General features: G+C 71.3%; 14 protein-coding genes and 1 pseudogene. 8 read left to right on the forward strand and 7 right to left on the reverse strand.

Going from position 1 to position 20,661, the window contains the following annotated elements; translation table 11 throughout:
- Positions 1 to 35: 35 nt before the first annotated feature.
- The 3 genes and pseudogenes from KKZ08_RS32630 to KKZ08_RS32640 all read left to right on the forward strand — a co-directional run.
- Positions 36 to 1,073: pseudogene (locus KKZ08_RS32630) on the forward strand (glycoside hydrolase family 6 protein); the annotation flags it as partial.
- Positions 1,074 to 1,199: 126 nt separating this feature from the next.
- Positions 1,200 to 2,207, forward strand: a complete 1,008-nt coding sequence (locus KKZ08_RS32635) for a LacI family DNA-binding transcriptional regulator (RefSeq protein WP_223777848.1) — start codon at positions 1,200 to 1,202, stop codon at positions 2,205 to 2,207.
- A 209-nt stretch (positions 2,208 to 2,416) separates the two neighbouring features.
- Complete coding sequence (locus KKZ08_RS32640; protein ID WP_223777849.1) at positions 2,417 to 3,607, forward strand: S8 family peptidase; 1,191 nt, start codon at positions 2,417 to 2,419, stop codon at positions 3,605 to 3,607.
- A gap of 16 nt (positions 3,608 to 3,623) precedes the next feature.
- Here KKZ08_RS32640 and KKZ08_RS32645 read toward each other — a convergent pair whose 3' ends face one another.
- From KKZ08_RS32645 to KKZ08_RS32660, 4 genes are read right to left on the reverse strand one after another with little or no spacing between them, the layout of a single operon-like run.
- Positions 3,624 to 5,627 carry a beta-galactosidase gene (locus KKZ08_RS32645; RefSeq protein WP_223777850.1) on the reverse strand — a complete coding sequence of 668 codons (2,004 nt, stop codon included), beginning with the start codon at positions 5,625 to 5,627 and terminating at the stop codon, positions 3,624 to 3,626.
- A 32-nt stretch (positions 5,628 to 5,659) separates the two neighbouring features.
- Entirely contained in the window at positions 5,660 to 6,586 is a 927-nt protein-coding gene (locus KKZ08_RS32650; protein WP_223777851.1) for a carbohydrate ABC transporter permease, read from the reverse strand.
- Complete coding sequence (locus KKZ08_RS32655; protein ID WP_223777852.1) at positions 6,583 to 7,599, reverse strand: ABC transporter permease subunit; 1,017 nt, start codon at positions 7,597 to 7,599, stop codon at positions 6,583 to 6,585. The genes KKZ08_RS32650 and KKZ08_RS32655 overlap by 4 nt, the downstream gene beginning before the upstream one ends.
- Position 7,600: 1 nt before the next feature.
- Positions 7,601 to 9,316, reverse strand: coding sequence for an extracellular solute-binding protein (locus tag KKZ08_RS32660; RefSeq protein WP_223777853.1), 1,716 nt, complete (start codon positions 9,314 to 9,316; stop codon positions 7,601 to 7,603).
- Positions 9,317 to 9,620: 304 nt separating this feature from the next.
- On the opposite strand from KKZ08_RS32660, the gene KKZ08_RS32665 reads away from it, so the two are divergent.
- From KKZ08_RS32665 to KKZ08_RS32685, 5 genes are all read left to right on the forward strand, one after another.
- Complete coding sequence (locus KKZ08_RS32665) at positions 9,621 to 12,545, forward strand: glycoside hydrolase family 3 C-terminal domain-containing protein (protein ID WP_223777854.1); 2,925 nt, start codon at positions 9,621 to 9,623, stop codon at positions 12,543 to 12,545.
- Positions 12,542 to 14,839 carry an alpha-xylosidase gene (gene yicI, locus KKZ08_RS32670; protein WP_223777855.1) on the forward strand — a complete coding sequence of 766 codons (2,298 nt, stop codon included), beginning with the start codon at positions 12,542 to 12,544 and terminating at the stop codon, positions 14,837 to 14,839. The genes KKZ08_RS32665 and yicI overlap by 4 nt, the downstream gene beginning before the upstream one ends.
- Positions 14,840 to 14,891: 52 nt before the next feature.
- Positions 14,892 to 15,443 (forward strand): SigE family RNA polymerase sigma factor, encoded by a 552-nt coding sequence (locus KKZ08_RS32675; RefSeq protein ID WP_223777856.1) that lies wholly within the window; start codon positions 14,892 to 14,894, stop codon positions 15,441 to 15,443.
- Positions 15,440 to 16,276, forward strand: a complete 837-nt coding sequence (locus KKZ08_RS32680) for a hypothetical protein (RefSeq protein WP_223777857.1) — start codon at positions 15,440 to 15,442, stop codon at positions 16,274 to 16,276. Before KKZ08_RS32675 ends, KKZ08_RS32680 begins: the two co-directional genes overlap by 4 nt.
- 116 nt (positions 16,277 to 16,392) lie before the next feature.
- Positions 16,393 to 17,223, forward strand: coding sequence for a pectate lyase (locus KKZ08_RS32685; protein WP_223777858.1), 831 nt, complete (start codon positions 16,393 to 16,395; stop codon positions 17,221 to 17,223).
- Between the two features lie 59 nt (positions 17,224 to 17,282).
- Here KKZ08_RS32685 and KKZ08_RS32690 read toward each other — a convergent pair whose 3' ends face one another.
- From KKZ08_RS32690 to KKZ08_RS32700, 3 genes are read right to left on the reverse strand one after another with little or no spacing between them, the layout of a single operon-like run.
- On the reverse strand, positions 17,283 to 18,128 hold the full coding sequence (locus tag KKZ08_RS32690; protein ID WP_223777859.1) for a carbohydrate ABC transporter permease: 846 nt from the start codon (positions 18,126 to 18,128) through the stop codon (positions 17,283 to 17,285).
- Positions 18,125 to 19,072: a sugar ABC transporter permease gene (locus KKZ08_RS32695; RefSeq protein ID WP_223777860.1), complete on the reverse strand. Its 948-nt coding sequence runs from the start codon at positions 19,070 to 19,072 to the stop codon at positions 18,125 to 18,127. The genes KKZ08_RS32690 and KKZ08_RS32695 overlap by 4 nt, the downstream gene beginning before the upstream one ends.
- Positions 19,069 to 20,424 carry an extracellular solute-binding protein gene (locus KKZ08_RS32700; RefSeq protein ID WP_223777861.1) on the reverse strand — a complete coding sequence of 452 codons (1,356 nt, stop codon included), beginning with the start codon at positions 20,422 to 20,424 and terminating at the stop codon, positions 19,069 to 19,071. The genes KKZ08_RS32695 and KKZ08_RS32700 overlap by 4 nt, the downstream gene beginning before the upstream one ends.
- Positions 20,425 to 20,661: the final 237 nt, after the last annotated feature.

Consider the following 20,661-nt stretch of genomic DNA (forward strand, 5'->3'; position numbering starts at 1 on the left):
ACCGCCGCCACACCCACGCGCCACCGCGCGCCGCCCGCGTCGTGCAGTACGGATCGACCCTGCCCGGCCGGGACTGCGCGGCCCTCGCCTCCAACGGCGAACTCGGCCCGACCGAGATCGACCGCTACAAGCGGGACTACATCGACCCGATCGCGAGGATCCTCGGCGAGGCCAAGTACGCGAACCTGCGCATCGTCACGACCATCGAGATCGACTCGCTGCCCAACCTCGTCACCAACACCGGCGGCCGGCCCACCGCGACCCCCGCCTGTGACGTGATGAAGGCCAACGGCAACTACGTGAAGGGCGTCGGCTACGCCCTCAAGCAGCTGGGCGCCGTGCCCAACGTCTACAACTACGTGGACGCGGGCCACCACGGCTGGATCGGCTGGGACGACAACTTCGCCGCCTCCGCGCAGGTCTTCCACCAGGCCGCCACCGCCGAGGGCAGCACCGTCGACAACGTCCACGGCTTCATCACCAACACCGCCAACTACAGCGCCCTGAAGGAGGAGAACTTCCGGATCGGCGACACGGTCGGCGGCCGTTCGGTCCGCGAGTCGAAGTGGGTCGACTGGAACCGCTACACCGACGAGCTCTCCTTCGCCCAGGCCTTCCGCAACCAACTGGTGTCCACCGGCTTCCGGTCCGACATCGGCATGCTCATCGACACCTCCCGCAACGGCTGGGGCGGCACGGCACGGCCCACCCGGCCGGGCCCGACCACGGACGTCGACTCCTACGTCAACGGCGGCCGCTACGACCGCCGTATCCACGTCGGCAACTGGTGCAACCAGTCGGGCGCGGGCCTCGGCGAGCGCCCCAAGGCCGCACCGGCGGCCGGCATCGACGCCTACGTCTGGATGAAGCCGCCGGGCGAGTCCGACGGCTCCAGCAAGGAGATCCCGAACGACGAGGGCAAGGGCTTCGACCGCATGTGCGACCCCACCTATGAGGGCAACGCGCGCAACAATTACAGCAAGTCCGGTGCCCTGCCGAACGCGCCGGTCTCGGGACACTGGTTCTCCGCCCAGTTCCAGGAGCTCCTGAAGAACGCGCACCCGGCGGTCTGACCGCCCCTTGGGGCGCCCCGCCCCTGCTCAACGGAGTCGAAGCGCTTCGACTCAGCGTATGGACAGGCCAGGGGCGCCCCTTTAGGGTCGGTCGCATCGTCCCGTCGTCCCCTTCAGGAGAGCCGCATGGTCACCCTCGCCGAGGTCGCCAGGCACGCCGGAGTCTCGGCCAGCACGGTGAGCTACGTCCTCAGCGGCAAGCGGTCGATCTCGACCGGCACCCGGGAGCGCGTCGAACGCAGCATCCAGCAGCTCGGCTACCACCCGAACGCGGGCGCACGCGCCCTGGCCAGCAGCAGATCCAACGTCATCGCGCTGATGATGCCGCTGCGCACCGACATGTACGTACCGGTGATGATGGAGATCGCCATCGCCGTCGCCACCACGGCCCGCGCCCACGGCTACGACGTACTGCTCCTGACCGGCGACGAGGGCCCCCAGACCGTGCGCCGCGTCACCGCCAGCGGACTCGCCGACGCCATGATCCTCATGGACGTCGAACTGGACGACGAGCGGCTCCCGCTGCTGCGCGACAGCCCGCGGCCCGCCGTCCTCATCGGGCTGCCCGCCGACACCTCCGGACTCACCTGCGTGGACCTCGACTTCGTCGCGACGGGCGCGCTCTGCGTGGAGCACCTGGCCGGGCTCGGCCACCGCGACATCGCCGTCATCGGCGAGGCACCCGCCGTCTACGAACGGCACACCGGCTTCGCCGAACGCACCCTCGACGGGCTGCGCGGCAAGGCCCGCGAACTGGGCGTGCGGCTGCTGCACCGGCCCTGCGAGGCGGGGTACGGGCCGACATCGGCCACCCTCGCCCGGGTCTTCGACGAGCGGCCGGGCACCACGGGCTTCGTGGTGCAGAACGAGTCGGCCGTGGAGCCGCTGCTCGGACTGCTGCGCCAGCAGGGCAGGGCGGTCCCCGAGGACGTGTCGGTGATCGCGGTCTGCCCGGACCAGGTGGCCTTGCAGGCATCGGTGCGGCTCACCTCGGTCTCCATCCCCGCCGAGGAGATGGGGCGCAGAGCCGTGGAGCGCATCGTCGCCAAGCTGGCGGGGCAGGGCGAGGACGACGTCACGCTGATCGCCCCGGAACTGACGGTGCGGGCCAGCTCGGGAAGCGCCCCGGCCTGACCCGCACCCGCCCGCGGGGCCGGCCTCTCAGCGGACCTGTCTCCGCCCCGGGGGGGGGGAAAGGTCGCCTCGGCCGGGCAGAGGGGGCGCATTCGCGTTTCGCTACTGTTCGGAGTCCCATCACTCCTGAGGGTGATATTCCGTTATGGCTCCGGGCTGCTTCTCTACTGAGGTCCCGCTGAGGCAGACACTCCCGATCGGAGTACTGAATGAGGCTGTCCGCCCGCTGCGCCTACGTAGCGCTGCTCCTGCTGCTCCCCCTCACCGCCGTCCCGGCCTCGGCCGCCGAACCGAGCCCGAAGGAGCCGGCGCGCTCCGCCCCCGCACCCCTGCGGACCACGTCGGCGCCCATCCCGGACCAGTACATCGTCACCCTGAAGCCCGACACCCCCTCGACGGCCACCCAGATCACCCAGCAGGTCGGCGCCACCGCGCTCCACGAGTACCAGCGGGTGCTGCGCGGCTTCGCGGCCAAGCTCGACGCGAAGCAGCTCGCGGCCGTGCGCGGCCTTCCCGAGGTGGCGGCCGTCGAGCAGGACGCGACGATCACCGCGACCCCGCTTCGCGCGGACCGTGTCCCGGCCGCCAGCTGGGGCCTGGACCGCATCGACCAGCCCTACCTCCCGCTCGACCGGCAGTTCAACGTCAACAGCACCGGCGCCGGCGCCACGGCGTACATCTTCGACACCGGCATCGACTACCGGCACGCGGAGTTCGGCGGCCGCGCCGTGCCCGGCTTCGACGCGATGGGCGACGGCAGGAACGGCCAGGACTGCAACGGCCACGGCACGCATGTCGCGGGCACCGTTGGCGGGGCGAACTACGGAGTCGCCCGGCAGGCGCGGCTGGTCAGCGTCCGCGTCCTCGGCTGCGACGGCAGGGGATCGTACTCCGGCATGATCGCCGGCTTCGACTGGGTGGCGCAGCACGCCCGGCAGCCCGCGGTCCTCAACGGCTCCCTCGGCGGCCCGCGCAGCGACGCCGTCAACCGGGCCGCGACCGCGCTCTCGGACCGCGGCGTCCTGCCGGTGGTCGCGGCGGGCAACGACGCGGTCGACGCGTGCAACGTCTCTCCCGCGAGCGCCGACCGGGTCCTCACCGTCGGGGCGACCGACCCCCAGGACCAGCAGGCGAGCTTCTCCAACCACGGCCGCTGCCTGGACATGTACGCCCCCGGCACCGGCATCATCTCGGCCAGGCTCGGCGGCGGCAGCGTGGCGCTGGACGGCACGTCCATGGCCAGTCCGCACGTCGCCGGTGTCGCCACCCTCCTCAAGGCGCGCTACCCCTCGGCGACCTCCGCCCAGGTGTACTCCTGGGTGGTCGACAAGTCGGTGAAGGGCATCCTCTCGGTGTCTCCCGCCTCTCCCAACCGCCTGGTGCAGACCGCCGGGCTCTGACAGCGCGCGGGCGACCTCACCGGCCCTCGACCCGGTGGGGCCGCCCCGGCGCCTCCTCCAGGACGGCCACCCCGTACCGCCCCAGCGTGACAGTCCCCTCGGCCGGCTCACCGCTCAGCAGCTCGCGGTACCGCCCCGGCACCGCGACGCTCACCTCACCGCGGCCGTGGTGCAGGAGGAACAGCAGGTCGCCGCGGCGCACGGCCTCCACTTCCCGGGGGAGGCCATCGAGGGGAGGCCGTACGCCTGCCCGTGCCGCGGCCCGGGCCAGCAGATCGCGCAGGGCGGTCGGCTCGGGGAGCGTGGAGACGTACCAGGCGCGGCCCCGGCGGAGCACCGCGGGGAGCCCGTCGAGTTCACCGCCCCGGTAGCGGGCCTCCACGCCCGCGTCGTCCCCGGCGGTCAGCTCCTCCGACCAGAGGGTGCCGGTGAACTCGCCGCAGTCGACGCTCTCCTCGTCCTCCAGCGGCCACCACTCGTGCACGGTCCGGATGCCGAGGAGCGCCCGCAGCCGGGCGTCCATGCCGCCGGGGCGCACCCGGTCGTCGCCGTCGGCCACCCCCGTGAAGAAGCCGCAGACGAGGGTGCCGCCCCGGCGTACGTACGCGACGAGGTTGTCGATCGCGGGGTCGGTGAGGAGATAGAGGTGCGGGACGACGACCATGCCGTACGCCGACAGGTCGTGCTCGGGGTGGGCGAAGCCGGTCGTGAGGTGCGCCTCCCACAGGGCCGCGTGCCAGGCGCCGAGCATCTGGGCGTGGTCGAGGCGGGCAGAGGGGCGGCCGTCCTGCTGCCCCGCCCACCAGGAGTCCCAGTCGTGCAGGACCGCCACCTCGGCGCTCACGCGGGCGCCGCTCACCCGTGGGCCGACGCGGGCGAGTTCCGCGCCGAGGCGCTTGACCTCCTGGAAGACGCGGCCCTCCGTGCCCGCGTGGCCGAGCATCCCGGAGTGGAACTTCTCGGCGCCCTGGCGTGACTGCCGCCACTGGAAGTAGCAGACCGCGTCGGCGCCGCGCGCCACGGCCTGCCAGGACCAGAGGCGGTTGAGGCCGGCCGGCTTCGGGTGGTTCACGCCGCGCCAGTTGACCGGGCCCGCCGCCTGCTCCATCAGCATCCAGGGGCCGCCGCCCGCCTGGGAGCGGGTGAGGTCCTGGACGAGCGCCCCGTGCCGCCCGCCGAGCGGGTCCCTCGGGTCGGGGTAGAGGTCGACCGAGACGACGTCCTCCTGCCCGGCCCACTTCCAGCCGTCCTGGCCCTGCCACAGCGGCATGAAGTTGGTGGTGACCGGCAGGTGCGGGGTGTGGGCGCGGACGATGTCGCGCTCGGCGAGGTAGCACTCGAGGAGGGCGTCCGATGTGAAGCGCTTGAAGTCGAGGACCTGCGTGGGGTTCTTCATGTAGTGGGCGCGGCGGGGCGGCAGGATCTCCTCCCAGGCGTCGTAGCTCTGGCCCCAGAAGGCGGTGCCCCAAGTCGAATTGAGCGCGTCGAGCGTGCCGTACCTCGCCCGGAGCCAGCGGCGGAACGCGGCGGCCGCCGTCTCGCCCCAGTCGTAGGTGCAGTACTCGTTGTTGATGTGCCACATCGTGAGCGCCGGGTGGCGGGCGTACCGCGCGGCCAGGTCCTGAGTGATGGCGGCGGCGAAGCGGCGGTAGGCGGCGCTGGAGTGCGCGAAGTGCTGGCGCGAGCCCCACCACTCCACCTGGCCGTCCTCGTCGCGCGGCAGCGTCTCGGGGTGGAGCCGGCCGAGCCACGGCGGGGGAGCGGAGGTCGGCGTGGCGAGGACGACACCGACGCCATGCTCGTGCATCAGGTCCATCAGCCGGTCGAGCCAGCCGAACTCCCGGGCGCCTGGCCGGGGTTCGAGCTTCGCCCAGGAGAAGACGCCGAGCGTGACGGAGTTGACCCCGGCCTCCCGCATCAGCCGCGCGTCCTGCGTCCAGACCTCCTCGGGCCATTGCTCGGGGTTGTAGTCGCCGCCGAACAGGATCCGGCCGCGGGTGGAGTCGTGGAGGGAAGGCATCGAGGGGTTCAGCCCTTCGCTGTATCGGCGGGTCAGCCCTTCACTGCGCCGGTGAGCATGCCCTGCTTGAAATGCCGCTGCACGAACGGCGAGAGGACGGCGACCGGCAGCAGCGCGAGGACCATCACGGCCATCTGGATGGCGAGCGGTGACAGATGCCCGGTGTTGATCGCCTGGCTGAGGCCGGTCGGCCGCTGCTGCTTGATCACCAGCTGCTGCATGACGTTCTGGAGCGGCATCATGTCCGGGTCGCTGAGGTAGATCGAGGCGTTGAACCAGGCGCTCCAGTACCCCACCGCGTAGAAGAGCGTGATCACCGCGAGCACCGCACGGGACAGCGGCATGACGATCCGCCACAGGATGCGCAGGTCCCCGGCCCCGTCGATGCGGGCGCTCTCGATCAGCTCCTGGGCCGTGCCCATGAAGAACGCCCGCAGCACGAGGATGTTGAAGACGTTCAGCGCGCTCGGCAGGATCAGCGACAGATACGTGTCCGTGAGCCCGAGGCCCTGCACCACCAGATACGTCGGGATCAGCCCGGCCCCGAAGAACATCGTGGCGACGATCAGCAGCAGGATCGGGCGGTGCAGCACGGACCCCGGGCGGGAGAGGCCGTACGCGCACAGGACGGACACCACCATGCTGAAGAGCGTGCCGACGACCGTGACGCCCACGCTGACGAGCGTGGCCCGCGAGACCTGGCCGCCGCCGAGCAGCTCCTGGTAGTGGATGAAGGTGACGCCGCGGGGGATCACCACCAGGCCGCCCGTCTCGGTGATCGTCTTCACCGAGGAGAGGCTGGTGACGACCACGACCCACACCGGGAAGAGGACGGCCAGGCAGACCAGGGTCAGCGTCACGCCCTTGGTGGCGAGCCCGGCCCTGGTCGGCGGCTCCTCCCACACCGGGCGCAGCCCGGACCTGCTGCCCGGCTCGATGCCGAAGTTGAGCACGCTCACCGCTTGTACACCCCCTGTTCGCCCATGAGGTGGGCGGCCTTGTTGGCGCCGAGCACCATCAGGAGGCCGAAGACACCCTTGACGATGCCGATGGCGGCGCCGTAGCCGAAGTTGCCGTTGTCGAGACCGGTGTTCCACACGTACGTGTCCAGGACCTCGGAGGCCGTGGGGCCCACCGCGGTGCGCTGGAGCAGGATCTGTTCGAAGCCGACCGTGAGCGCGTTGCCGACCTGGAGGACGAGCAGCAGGGCCACGACCGGGCGCAGGGCGGGCAGTTGGATGTGCCAGATGCGCCGCCAGCGGCTCGCGCCGTCCATCGCGGCGGCCTCGTACAGATCGGGGCTGACCGCGGCGAGAGCGGCGAGGAAGACGATGACGCCCCAGCCCGCGTCCTTCCAGATCACCTCGAAGGTGATCAGGAACTTGAACAGGCCCGGGTCGGTCATCAGGTCGAAGCCCTCGTGGCCGTGGTCGCGCAGCACCTGCGCGATGAGGCCGGCGCCGCCGAACATCTGCTGGAAGACCGTGATGACGAGCACCCAGGAGAAGAAGTGCGGGAGGTAGAGGATCGCCTGGGCCACGGCCCGCACCCGGGGGCGCACGAAGCTGTTGATGAAGAGCGCGAGCAGCACCGGGACCGGGAAGAACAGCGTCAGCTGGATCACGAAGATGGCGAGGGTGTTGCGGACCGCCTGCCAGAACAGCCGGTCCTCGGCCATGTGCCGGAAGTGCTCGAAGCCGATCCAGGGGCTCTGCGACATCGCCTGGAAGGCGTTGTCCGCGATGTAGGGGTCGTAGTCCTGGAAGGCGACCACGTTGCCGATCAGCGGTACGTAGTTGAAGACGAGCAGGAGCAGCAGCGCGGGCAGCACCATCAGGAGCAGCACGCGGTCCCGGCGCAGCCGGTGGCGGAGCGGGACACGGGGCACGGAGTCCTTGGCGGGGGGCGCCGCACCGGCGGGTGCGGGCGGCCGCTCGGCGGCGGCGCGGGGGCGAGCCGTGCTCTGCGCCATGTCAGGACGCCGCGTCGCCGGTCGCCCCTGCGTCCCCTGTCTGATCGAGCAGCTTCTTGTACCAGTCGCGCAGCTTGTCGCCGCCGCCCGACTTCCAGTCCGAAGCGGCCTGTCGCATGTCGGATACCTTCTTGCGGCCCCGCACGATGTCCTTCTCCAGGTCCTCGAACTCGGCGTTCAGCTCGGTGTACCGCGTCGGCTCGATGATCATCATGCCGTGGAAGAGCGGCTTCTTCGTGTGCGCGCCCTGGCGCTGCTGCCATCCGACCATGCCCCGGGTGACGTCCGGCAGATCGGCGTACGCGATGAAGGGCGCGGGCGATGCCAGGTACTCGTACGTCGAGAAGACCTCGTTGTTGCCCTTGCCGTTCTTGGTGAGGACGCCGTCCGTCAGGGTGTGGTGGACGCCCTCGACGCCGTACATCCGCAGCCGCTGCTCCTTCGAACCGTAGGGCGCGGCCGTGAAGTTGGCGAGGGCGAGGATGTCGCGGACGGTCTTCTCGTCGGCCTTCTCGCTGATGAACGTCCAGATGTCGGCGGGCGGGCGCGCGTACAGCGTCGGCGCTCCGCCGTCGGGCGCGAAGTAGTCGAAGGCCTCCATGCGGAACCTCTTGTCGTCCACGCGCTGCACGGCGGCCTTGCCGTACCAGTCGGAGAGGTCCTGGCAGTACATCCAGACCTTGCCCGCCGCGCACAGGTCGCCGATGCTGCCGGTCTCCGCCTTCGCGTCGGGGTGGACGAAGCCCGCCGAGTAGAGCTTGCGGGACCACTCCAGGGCTTCGAGGTACTCGTCGGTCTCGTAGCGGTTGACCAGCTTGCCGTCGACGAGCTTCCAGTAGTACGGCTTCTCCGGCAGCACCCCGAAGATGTGCCAGGCGGCCCAGCTCATGTCGCCGCACGCCCACACCTTGCTCCTGGGGGCGTTCAGCTGCTTGCACAGGTCGTAGAACTCCTCGGCGCTGGTCGGCGCCTTCAGCCCCTCCTTCTCGAAGAGGTCCGTGCGGTAGAAGGGCGCGATGTTCGGGGTGGTGGCGGAGGGCATCGGCAGGCCGCGCAGCTTTCCGCCGAAGACCGAGCGCTGCCAGGCGCCGGTCGGGATCGCGGCGAGGTTCGGGTACTCCTTGACCTTGTCGCCGCTCAGGTAGGGGCCGAGGTCGGCGAACTTGTTGGCGATGGCGCTCGGGATCTTGCCGGTCAGCTCCCAGCCGGGCACGACCACCGCGTCCGGCACGCCGCTGGAGGCGAGGACCGCGCCGAGCTTCTGGCCGTACGTGTCGCCCTGCTGGTTCTGCCACTTGACGCGGACGCCCGCGGCCTTGTCCATCGCGGTCCAGTAGGGGTTGCCCTGCTTGGGCACGTTCCCCCAGATCGGCGACATGACGGTGAACTCGCCGCCCTTGCCGAGCCGTTCGGGCACCGACGTCTTGAGCTCGGCCGCGGGCAGGGCCTTGGTGAAACCCGCGGCCGAGCCGTTCTTGGCCGGGATGTCCGGGCTGACGAGGTCCGAGGCGACGTACGCCGGGAGCAGGTCCTTGAGCTTCTTCCCCGTCGTGGTGCCCTCGTTCTTCGACCCGCCGCCCCCGCAGGCCGTGAGCAGCGGAGCACCGCCGGCCACGGCGAGCACCGCGAGCCCGGAGGAGGCGAGGAAGGTTCTCCGGTTCGGCCCGGAGCCGGTGGAGTGCGGACCGGAGCCGGTGGAGGGGGAGTTCGGCGTCATTGCGTCAACCCTTCGTGGCGCGCGCCCGGACACACGGCGGATACCGCCGGTCGGCTTTCGAAGCGCTTCGATGTTGCTGCGAGATTAAGTGAACGCCCGAGCCGTAACAAGGGTCGGTCGCGAATTCGCGGCGGCTGCGCGGGAGTTGCTCTGACGGCCGGGTTGAGCCGAACCGAAGGGCGCGGTGAGTCGCTCGTCTTGACATCACCACCCGGTAACGCCGAGCATCGAAGCGCTTCGAGAAGTGCCTTGTCGGCACGTCGCCGCAATCATCGCCGCTCCACCGTCCGCCGAGGGGAACCACGTGACCGAGAGCCCGCCGCCGTTCCGTGATCCGGGGCTCGATCCGGACAAGCGCGTGGACGACCTGCTGTCCCGGCTGACGGCCGACGAACGCATCGCCCTCCTGCACCAGTTCGCGCCCGCCGTCGACCGGCTCGGCATCGGGGCGTTCCGCACCGGTCAGGAAGCCCTGCACGGCGTCGCCTGGATGGGGCCCGCGACGGTCTTCCCGCAGGCCGTGGGGCTCGGCGCGACCTGGCACGACGACCTGCTGCGCAGGATCGGCGAGGCCATCGCCGTCGAGGCGCGCGCCATGCGCTCCCGCGACGAACGCGTCGGCCTCAACGTCTGGGCGCCCACCGTGAACCTCCTGCGCCACCCGCTGTGGGGCAGGAACGAGGAGGGCTACGCGGAGGACCCGCACCTGACCTCCGCCCTCGCCGCCGCCTACACCCGCGGCCTGCGCGGCGACCACCCGACGCACTGGCGCACCGCGCCCGTCCTCAAGCACTGGCTGGCCCACAACAACGAGACGGACCGGGACACCTCCAACGCCTCCGTCGGCCCGCGCGTCCTGCACGAGTACGACCTGCGCGCCTTCCGCGGCGCCGTCGAGGCGGGCGCGGTCGCCGGCGTGATGCCCGCCTACAACCTCGTCAACGGCCGCCCCAACCACGTATCGCCCCACCTGCGCGAGCAGTTGAGGCGCTGGACCGACGAGGAACTGCTCGTCTGCTCCGACGCGGGCGCGCCCAGCAACCTCGTCGACAGCCAGCACTACTTCGACACCCACGAGGAGGCCGTCGCCGCCGCGCTCGTCGCGGGCGTGGACAGCTTCACCGACCACGGCACGGACCCGCGGACCATCGTCGGCCGCCTGCGGCGCGCCCTGGCGGCGGGCCTGCTGACCGGGTCCGACATCGACACGGCCGTACGCCGGCACCTCACCGTCCGCCTGCGGCTCGGCGAGTTCGACCCGGACGGCGGCCCGTACGGCGCCGCCGACCCGGGCGACTTCGACACGGCCGAGCACCGGGAGCTGGCCCGCGAGGCCGCCGAGCAGGCCGTCGTCCTGCTCAAGAACGACGGCCTGCTGCCCCTCGCGCCCCCGACCGACGGCGCCCGCGTCGCGGTCGTCGGCCTCCTCGCGGACGAGTGCAAGACCGACTGGTACAGCGGCACCCTGATCCGCCAGAGCACCGTCCTCGACGGGCTGCGCGAGCGCTTCGGCGCCGAGCGGGTGACCTTCGCCGAGGGCGTGGACCGGGTACGCCTGAAGTGCGCGGGCGGCTGGCTGCGGGTCCCGGCGTCCGCCGCGGCCGCCCAGGCGAGGGTGGCCGGGGGCGCCCTCGACCCGGCGCTCCTCGCCGGCCGCACCGACCTGACACCGGCTCAAGCCTGCGCGGACGCCGCCGAGGCCACCGAGTTCGCCCTCGTCGACTGGGGCGAGGGGGCGTGGACGCTGCGGGCACCCGACGGACGGTACCTGTCCGTCGCCGAGGACGGCTTCGTGCGCGCGTCGGCCGACCAGCCGGGCGGCTGGGTCGTACAGGAGACGTTCGCGCTGGTCGAGCAGGAGGACGGGCACGGGAGCGGACGCGAGGACGGGCACGGGGGCGGGCACCTCCTCAGGCATACGGGGACGGGTGGGTACGTCTCTGTCGCCGCCGACGGCGCGAAGGTTGCCGAGGCGGGCGAAGTCCTTCCGGCCGAGCGCGCCGACCTCTTCACGGTCGAGGTCCTGGAGCGCGGCGAGGACGCCGTGGCCCGCGTCGCCGCGGACGCGGACACCGTGATCGTCGTCGCCGGGAACGACCCGCACATCAACGGCCGCGAGACCGAGGACCGCACGACCCTCGCCCTGCCGCCCCACCAGGAACGGCTGTGGCGGGCGGCCCGCGCGGCCAACCCCCGCACCGCCCTCGTACTGGTCAGCGCCTACCCGTACGCGGTCACCGCCGCCGACGCCGGGCTGCCCGCCCTGCTGTGGACCGCGCACGGCGGCCAGGCCGCGGGCACCGCGCTCGCCCGCGTCATCGCCGGCGACGTCTCCCCGGCCGGCCGGCTGCCCCAGACCTGGTACGCCGCCGACACCGACCTGCCGGACCTCCTCGACTACGACATCATCGGCTCCCGGCAGACCTACCAGTACTTCGACGGCACGCCCCTCTACCCCTTCGGGCACGGCCTCGGCTACTCCTCCTTCCGGTACGAGGACCTGGCCGCCGAGCGCGACGGAGACACCCTGCGCGTGGCGTTCACCCTCACCAACACCGGGGCCGTCACCGCGGACGAGGTGGCGCAGCTCTACACCCGCGCGCCCCGCGGCCCCGTCGCCCTTCCGCACCGGCGGCTCGCCGCGCACCGCCGCGTCCGGCTGGCTCCCGGCGCCTGGCGCCGCCTCGAATTCCGGCTGCCCCTGCCCGACCTCGGGTTCTGGGACGTACGCCAGGACCGCTGGGCCCTGCCGCCCGGCACGTACGAACTGCTCGCCGGGGCGTCCAGCCAGGACATCCGGCTGTGCACGCCGGTCGAGCTCACCGGCGAGCCGCTCGCCGCCAGGCCGGTACTGGGGGCCGGCCTGGCGGCGAACGGCTACGACACGCAGCGCGGCACCGAACTCGTCGACCGGACGAAGACCTCGGGCGACGCGGTGCGCGCCGTGGACGACGGCACGGGCGAACTGCTCTACCAGGCGTGCGACTTCGGTGACGGCGTCACCGCCGTGTCGGTCGAGGCCGCGGGCGAGGGCGCCGTCGACCTCATCGCGGGAAGCACCGCCACCACCGTCACCGTCGCGCCGACCGGCGGCCCGTACCGCTACACGTCGAGCACCTCCGGCTTCGCCGTCTTCGGCGTGCGCGATCTGCGCGTACGGCTGCGCGGCCCCGTCCGGCTCGCCCGGATCGCCTTCACCGTCACCGCCCCGCGGGAGGATGCCGCATGAAGTTCACCGACGGCTTCTGGCTGATGCGCGACGGGGTGCGCGCCTCGTACGCCACCGAGGTGCGCGACGTGCGCGAGGGCGAGGGGAGGTTCACCGCCTACGCCGCCGTGCAGCGGGTGCGGGAGCGCGGCGACACCCTCAACTCGCCGCTCATCACCGTCGAATGCTTCTCGCCCGCCGATGGCGTGATCGGCGTACGGACCACCCACCACGCCGGAAAGGCCGCGCGCGGCCCCGAGTTCACGGTGCATGCCACCGGCAGCGCGGGACACGTCGTACGCGAAGGCACCGTCACCGAACTCGTCAGCGGCCCGCTCACCCTGCGCCTGGACACCGCCGGACCCTGGGGCCCGCAGTTCCTCGACGCCGACGGGCGACGGCTGACCGGCGTGGAGCGCAGAGGCACCGCCTTCGCGACCACGCCCGAGGGGAGCCACCACATGATCGGGCAACTCTCCCTGGAGGTCGGGGAGTTCATCTACGGCCTCGGCGAGCGGTTCACCCCGTACGTCAAGAACGGCCAGAGCGTCGACATCTGGCAGGCCGACGGCGGCACCAGCAGCGAGCAGGCGTACAAGAACATCCCCTTCCACCTCTCCTCGCGCGGCTACGGCGTCTTCGTCAACCACCCCGGCAAGGTGTCCTACGAGATCGGCTCCGAGGCCGTAGGACAGGTCCAGTTCAGCGTCGAGGACCAGAGCCTGGAGTACTACGTCATCGCCGGGCCCACGCCCAAGGACGTGCTGCGCCGCTACACCGCCCTCACCGGACGGCCCGCGCTGCCGCCCGCCTGGTCCTTCGGCCTGTGGCTCACCACCTCCTTCTGCACGCCCTACGACGAGAAGACCGTCACCTCGTTCGTGGACGGCATGGCCGAGCGCGACATCCCGCTGTCCGTCTTCCACTTCGACTGCTTCTGGATGCGCGAACACCAGTGGACGGACTTCCGGTGGGACCCCGAGGTCTTCCCCGACCCGGAGGGCATGCTGCGCCGACTGCGCGAGCGCGGGCTGAAGGTCAGCGTCTGGATCAACCCCTACATCGCGCAGAAGTCGGCGCTCTTCGAAGAGGCCCGCGCGGCGGGGTACCTGGTCCGGCGCCCGAGCGGCGACATCTGGCAGTGGGACCTGTGGCAGCCCGGCATGGCGCTCGTGGACTTCACGGACCCGGCCGCCCGCGAGTGGTACGCCGACAAGCTGCGCGCCCTGCTCGACCAGGGCGTCGACTGCTTCAAGACCGACTTCGGCGAGCGCGTGCCCACCGATGTCGTCTGGTACGACGGCGCCGACCCGGAGCGCATGCACAACTACTACACGCAGCTCTACAACCGCACCGTCTTCGAAGTCCTGGAGAAGGAACGCGGCGCGGGCGAGGCGGTCCTGTTCGCGCGCTCCGCGACGGCGGGTGGCCAGCAGTTCCCCGTGCACTGGGGCGGCGACTGCTTCGCCTCGCTCGGCGCCATGGCCGAGTCGCTGCGCGGCGGCCTCTCGCTCTCCCTGAGCGGCTTCGGCTTCTGGAGCCACGACATCGGCGGCTTCGAGGGCACCCCCGACCCGGCGGTCTTCAAACGCTGGCTCGCCTTCGGACTGCTGTCCTCCCACAGCCGCCTGCACGGCAACGTCTCCTACCGCGTGCCGTGGGCGTTCGGCGACGAAGCCGTGGACGTGGCCCGGAAGTTCACCAAGCTCAAGCACCGCCTCATGCCCTACCTGTACGGGGCGGCCGGCGAGGCCCACCGCACGGGTGTGCCCGTGATGCGGCCGATGCTCCTGGAGTTCCCCGACGACCCGGCCTGCCGCACCCTGGACCGGCAGTACATGCTCGGCCCCGACCTGCTCGTCGCCCCGGTCTTCACGGCCGGGGGCGAGGTGGAGTTCTACGTCCCCGAGGGCACCTGGACCCACCTCCTCACCGGCGAGAGCGTCCGGGGCCCGGGCTGGCGTCGCGAGACGCACGGCTTTGACAGCCTCCCCCTGTACGTCCGGCCCGGCGCGCTGCTGCCGCTCGGCGCCGACGAGCGGCGGCCGGACGGCGACTGGCTCGACGGCCTGACCCTCCTGACCGCCCCGGACCCGGGGTCCGAAACGGCGTACGACACGGAAGTCAGCGTCCCCGACCTCGAAGGGCGGCCCGCGGCGGTCTTCCGCGCGACGCGCAACGGCGACGGCCTGAAGGTCCTCGCCCTCGGCTCCCGCCGGCCCTTCCACGTGCGCACGGTGGACGGGCGCGCGAGCGCCCACGGCGTCGGGGAGGTGACCCTGCCCGATGCCCTCACGCACCGAACGACCGGCTAGAGTGCCCGTCTCCGACCGGGAGAGCGCAGAAATGGAAGGGGAGCGCACACCCATGCCTTCGGCCGCCGACGACGCGGCCGCCGAGTTCCACGCCTTCTTCGAGCGGCACTACGCCGAACTCGCCCGCCTGGCCCACCTGCTGACCGGCGAGAGCGACGGCGCGGACGATCTGGCGGCCGACGCGCTGCTCGCGCTCTGGCACCGCTGGGACCGGGTGCGCGCCGCCGACCACCCGGCCGCGTACGCCCGCGGGGTCGTCGCGAACATGGCGCGCAGCCGCATCCGCAGCGCCGTGCGCGAACGCCGCCGGATCACGCTCTTCTGGTCCGGCCGCGGCGAGGACGTGGCGGACCCCGACATACCGGCCGTGGTCGACGTACGGGACGCGCTGCGCGCGCTGCCCTTCCGCAAGCGGGCCTGCGTGGTCCTGCGGCACGCCTTCGACCTCTCGGAGAAGGACACCGCGCAGGCCCTCGGGGTCTCGGTGGGTACGGTGAAGAGCCAGACGTCGAAGGGACTGGCCGAGCTGCAACGACGCCTCGGTCCGCACACCACTTGGGAACGCGTGCGCGCGGTCACGGCGGACACGGGGGGAAGCACATGAGGGACGACGACAAGGAAGTACGCAGGAGGCTGCGCGGCGCCGCCCAGGCACACCGGCCGGACCGGGAGCGGATGCTCGCCCGCGTCGAACAGGGCATGGCCCGCCGCGAGCGCCCGGGCGAGCACCGCCCGAAGCCGCCCCTTCGCGCGGGCGCGTCATGGCTGCGCGTGGTGACCGCGACGGCCGCCGTCGCCGGTGTCTGCGCCGTGGCCGGATACGGCGTCGCCTCGGCGCTGCGCGGTGAGGACCCCGATCCGCAGTCCGTCGCCACCAGCTCGACCCCGACGCCGGACACGCCCCCCACCGCCACGGAGGAGAACCGCACCGCGGCGCCGCCACCGCCGAGGCGCCCGAGCGGCCCCCCGGTCAAGCCCCCCGCCTCCCGGGCCCCGGAGTCCCACAAGCCGTCGCAGTCCGCGCGGCCGCCGCGCGGCCCGAAGTCCGTGCCCGCGGCCGAACTGCTGTGGGCGGACGGCTCGATCGACCCCGGCTCCAGCACGTACTGGTCCCAGAGCGAGGTCACCCTCAAGGCGAAGCAGCCGCTGACCTCCCTCACCGTCGAACTGCGCGTCGCCCGCGAACCCGAGGTCGCCGACACCGGCAACTGGCGCTCGCTGCCCGCCGAGGACTTCGACGTGAGCGTGGGGGAGCGCGACGGCTTCCTCGTCTACCGGTGGACGCTCAAGGCGGGGCGGACCGTGCCGGCCGGCGAGCACGTCTTCGCCGGGCAGTTCGACCACGACGAGGGGAAACGGGACGCGGGCGGCGACCGGTACACGATCAGGGCGGCCACCCCGGACGAACGCACCGAGTGGCGAGGCGACTTCTTCTAAGGGGCGGCCCTTTTCCGGATCACTTTCTGGATGATTGTGTGGATCACAGAGGCAACCTTCCGCCGGGCGGTGGCGACCACAGGACGCACACTTCTGTCCACCGAAGGAATCCGGACATGACTTCAACCGCTCACGGGCGCGTACGCCACCGCCGCAGCCTCACCCGCCGCCGCGCCGTCATCGGCGGGGCCGCGGCGCTCGGCCTGACCGGCGCCGCCCTCGTCACCACCTCCCTCATGTCGTCCGCGGGGGCGGCCACCGCCTGGCCGGAGGCCAAGGGCGAGCAGGCCGTGTCCAAGACCATCGAGGTCTCCGGCAGCCGTGACGGCGGGCTCAAGCGCTACTACGGCAGCGGCGCCCTGGGCGGCGACGGCCAGAACGAGGGCCAGGACCCGATCTTCAAGCTGAAGGACGGGGCGACGCTGAAGAACGTCATCATCGGCTCGCCCGCCGCCGACGGCATCCACTGCATGGGCAGCTGCACGCTCCAGAACGTGTGGTGGGAGGACGTCGGCGAGGACGCGGCCACGTTCAAGGGGGCCTCGGCCGGCTCGACGTACGCCGTCCAGGGCGGCGGCGCGCGCAAGGCCGACGACAAGGTCTTCCAGTTCAACGGCGCCGGCAAGCTGGTCGTGAACAAGTTCCAGGTCTCCGACTTCGGAAAGCTGGTGCGTACCTGCGGCAACTGCTCCAAGCAGTACCAGCGCGACATCATCGTCAACGACACCGACATCACCGCTCCCGGCAAGTCGATCGTCGGCATCAACACCAACTACAACGACACCGCCGCGTTGCGCGACATCCGTATCCACGGCGACAGCGGCAAGAAGATCAAGACCTGCATCCGCTACACGGGCAACAACACCGGTGCCGAGCCGGTCGAGACGGGCAGCGGCCCCGACGGCAGGTACTGCAAGTTCACCGCGTCGGACATCACCTACAAGTAGTCCGGCACCCGTGTGAAAGGAGGCCCCCGCCGGCGGACGTCGGCGGGGGCCTCCTTGTCTCACTGCCCCGCCAGGCCCGTGTGCGCCACCCCGGCGACGATCTGCCGCTGGAAGAAGACGAAGACGATGATCAGCGGGAGCCCCGCCATCAGGCCGCCCGCCATCAGCTGCGCCCACTGGATGCCGTAGGAGTTCATCACCGTCGCGATGCCGTTCGGCATGGTCATCAGGTCGGGGTTGTTGGTCACCATGTAGGGCCACAGGAAGTTGTTCCACGACGCGATGAAGGTGAAGATGCCGACCGCCGCGAGGGAGGGCCGTGACAGCGGCAGGACGATGGTGAAGAAGACCCGCCACCGCCCGGCGCCGTCGATGAACGCCGCCTCCTCCAGTTCCTTGGGGATGCCCTGGAAGAACTTGTAGAGGATATAGACCATCGCGGCGGGCGCGCACTGCGGCAGGATCATGCCCCAGTACGTGTCGACCATCCCCATCGACTGGACGGTGCTGAACAGCGGTACGCCGAGCACCGCGGGCGACACCATGAGGCCCGCCATGACCAGACCGAGCAGCGCGTTCTTGCCGCGGAACTCGGTGCGCGCGAAGCCGTACCCGGCGAGCGCGCTCACCAGCACCACGATGAACGTGACGCAGACCGAGACGACGACGGAGTTCACGAACCAGTCGGTGATGTTGCCGGTCTCGAAGATGGCCCGCCACGCCTGGAACGTGAAGTCCTCGGGTACCCAGTGGGTGGGCACGGCGACGGCCTCGGTCTCCGACTTCAGGGAGGTCAGGAGCGCCCACAGCAGGGGCGAGAGCCACACCGCGGAGACGATCGTCCCGACGGCCGTGAGCACGATCTGGCCCGCGGTCCACTTCCGCATCGCGTGTCCTCCGCTCATCGCACACCCTCCTCGCGCTTGCGCAGCAGCCACATGCGGCCGAGGGCGACGGTCGCGATGAGCACGAAGAAGATGATGGAGATCGCGGAGGCGAAGCCCACGCGGTAGCTGGTGAAGCCCTCTTCGAGGGTGTACTGCACGAAGGTCCGGGTCGATTCCTCGGGCCCGGGACCGAAGTCCTGCATCACCACGACCTGGTCGAACACCTGGAGCGAGGCAAGGACCTGGAGGGTGATGACGAGGCCGGTGATGGTGCGCAGCATCGGCAGGGTGATGTGCACCATGCGCTGCCAGGCGCCCGCGCCGTCCAGGGCGGCCGCCTCGTACAGGTGTCGCGGGATGTTCTGGAGCGCGGCGAGGAACAGCAGGAAGCTGAAGCCGACCGTCCACCACAGGGTGGTGATGACCACGGCGAGCATGGCGGTGGACTTGTCGGTCAGCCACGGCGTGTCCAGGCCGAAGACGTGGTTGATCATCCCGGTGCCGGGGTTGAACAGCCACTGCCAGAGGTTCGCGGCGACGGTGGACGGCAGCAGGAACGGCGCGAAGAAGCACAGCCGCCACAGCCACTTGGCGCGCTCGATGTGGTGGGCGAGCATCGCGAGGAGGAAGGCGAGCACGACGATGCACGGGACCACGAGCAGCGTGAAGTACGCGCTGTGGCCGAGCGATTCCCACATCAGCGGGGTGTCGAGGGCCTCCCGGTAGTTGTCGAGGCCCACGAAGCGCTCGCCGGTGCCGGAGATGTTGGCGTCGGTGAAGCTCAGCCACAGGCCGCGCCCGATCGGCAGCAGCACGAACAGCGCGAACAGCACGAGGAACGGGGCGACGAACCAGCCGCCGTGCTGGAAGCGGCGGGCGAGGCGGGTCCGCGCCGAGTCGGCGTGGACGGTGGCCGCCGGGCGGGCGGCGGGCGGTCGCAGGGCGGTGCCGACGGTGCTCACGCGGTGCCACCTCCCGCCGCGGCCGCGGCCCGGCCGGCCATCGGGTCCTTCATCGTCAGGAGCTTCTCGAAGATGCCGCGCATGCGCCGGGCGGTGGCATCGGGGCTCGCGGAGCCGGAGTTGGAGGCGGCGACGGCCGGTCCGACGCGCTGGGCGAGGATGCCGGTGGAGCCCGCGAACCAGACGTCGGGCTCGACCGCCATGTGGTCCATGGCGGAGACGTACTCGGACTGCGGCTTGAGAGCCCGGTACTTCTCGTCCTTCAACGTCGGCTTGTACGCGGGGATATGGCCGCCGCGCGACCAGTCGAGGGCGTGCCGGACGACGTACGCCGCCAGTTGGTGGGCGCCCTCGTCGGTGGGGCCGCCACGGCCCTCCTGGTGGGGCAGGACGAAGCAGTGCGACTCGGCGTGGGTGGCCGCCCTGCCGAAGACGGCCGGCAGCGGCGCCGCGCCGTAGTCGAGCTTCGCGCCGCCGAAGACCGGCACGGACCAGTTGCCCTCCCAGGTGAAGGGCGAGCCGTTGATGAACATCTCGCCGTCGGCGATGCCGACGGGCGTGGTGTAGCCGTCCGTGACGTGCTGCCGGAGGAACTGGAGGACCTCGACGGCCTTGTCGGTGTCGAAGGTGAGGTCGCGGCCGTCGGCGCTCAGGCACGTGCCGCCGAGCTGGGTGTAGAAGGACAGGAAGAACCACCAGCTGAAGTTGGGTTCGTTGGCCTTCATGCCGAGGGTCTGGAGCCCGCCTTTGGTCGCCTTCCCGGCGGCCTTGAGGGCCTTGAACCACTCCTCGGGCGAGGAGACGGCGGCCAGGTCACCGTCGTCGCCGAGGAGTCCGGCCTTCGCGCAGACGTCACGGCGGTAGAAGCAGAGCTGGGCGTGGATGTCGAGCGGCAGGCCGTAGAGCTTGCCGTCGACGACGGCGCGTTTCCACAGCAGCGGGTCGAAGTCCGCCTCGCGCACGCCGTACCGGGCGAGGAGGCCCACGTCCCAGGGGTCGAGGAGGCGGCCGGGTGCGAAGCCCGGGATGCGGCCCAGGTGCATCACGGCGAGGTCGGGGGCGCGCTGCCCGGCGGCCGCCATGGCCAGCTTGGTGTAGTACGGATTGCCCCACTGGAGCGTCGAATCCTTCACGTCGACACGGGGGTTGGCCCGCCGGAACGCGTCCAGCATGGCGATCATGTTGACGCCGTCGCCGCCGCTGAAGAGGTTCCAGTAGCGGACGCGGACGTCGGCGTCCGAGGCGATGGCGGAGGCGCTGCGCCCCGCTGCCGCGAGGCCGAAGCTGCCCGCGACGGCGAGCGCTCCGAGACCGCCGAGGACGCCGCGGCGGGTCGGAAGGGATGGAGGCACGGTGGTACGTCCCTCTCTCTGAGACGGGATGGTTCCGGGACGGGCACGTTCGCCCTGCCCTATGTTCGAAATATCGAATGATGCTCGTCAGTTCGAACGGACCGTAGAGTCGAACTCCTCGCGCGTCAACGCTTTGCGCAGGGTTGGTCCCAGGCGTTGACGGGAGATCCCTCCGCTTCCTAAGTTTCCGTTCGAAGTGCTGACCAACGTCCGATATCTCGAACATCTGGGGATGAC

Origin of the sequence: Streptomyces sp. 135 (genome assembly GCF_020026305.1) — a bacterium.
Lineage (GTDB): Bacteria > Actinomycetota > Actinomycetes > Streptomycetales > Streptomycetaceae > Streptomyces.

Coding starts and splice junctions, on each gene's coding strand:
- yicI (WP_223777855.1), top strand. CDS start 12,542: ATGAAGTTCACCGACGGCTTCTGGCTGATGCGCGACGGGGTGCGCGCC.
- KKZ08_RS32640 (WP_223777849.1), top strand. CDS start 2,417: ATGAGGCTGTCCGCCCGCTGCGCCTACGTAGCGCTGCTCCTGCTGCTC.
- KKZ08_RS32675 (WP_223777856.1), top strand. CDS start 14,892: ATGCCTTCGGCCGCCGACGACGCGGCCGCCGAGTTCCACGCCTTCTTC.
- KKZ08_RS32645 (WP_223777850.1), bottom strand. CDS start 5,627: ATGCCTTCCCTCCACGACTCCACCCGCGGCCGGATCCTGTTCGGCGGC.
- KKZ08_RS32660 (WP_223777853.1), bottom strand. CDS start 9,316: ATGACGCCGAACTCCCCCTCCACCGGCTCCGGTCCGCACTCCACCGGC.
- KKZ08_RS32635 (WP_223777848.1), top strand. CDS start 1,200: ATGGTCACCCTCGCCGAGGTCGCCAGGCACGCCGGAGTCTCGGCCAGC.
- KKZ08_RS32690 (WP_223777859.1), bottom strand. CDS start 18,128: ATGAGCGGAGGACACGCGATGCGGAAGTGGACCGCGGGCCAGATCGTG.
- KKZ08_RS32680 (WP_223777857.1), top strand. CDS start 15,440: ATGAGGGACGACGACAAGGAAGTACGCAGGAGGCTGCGCGGCGCCGCC.
- KKZ08_RS32655 (WP_223777852.1), bottom strand. CDS start 7,599: ATGGCGCAGAGCACGGCTCGCCCCCGCGCCGCCGCCGAGCGGCCGCCC.
- KKZ08_RS32685 (WP_223777858.1), top strand. CDS start 16,393: ATGACTTCAACCGCTCACGGGCGCGTACGCCACCGCCGCAGCCTCACC.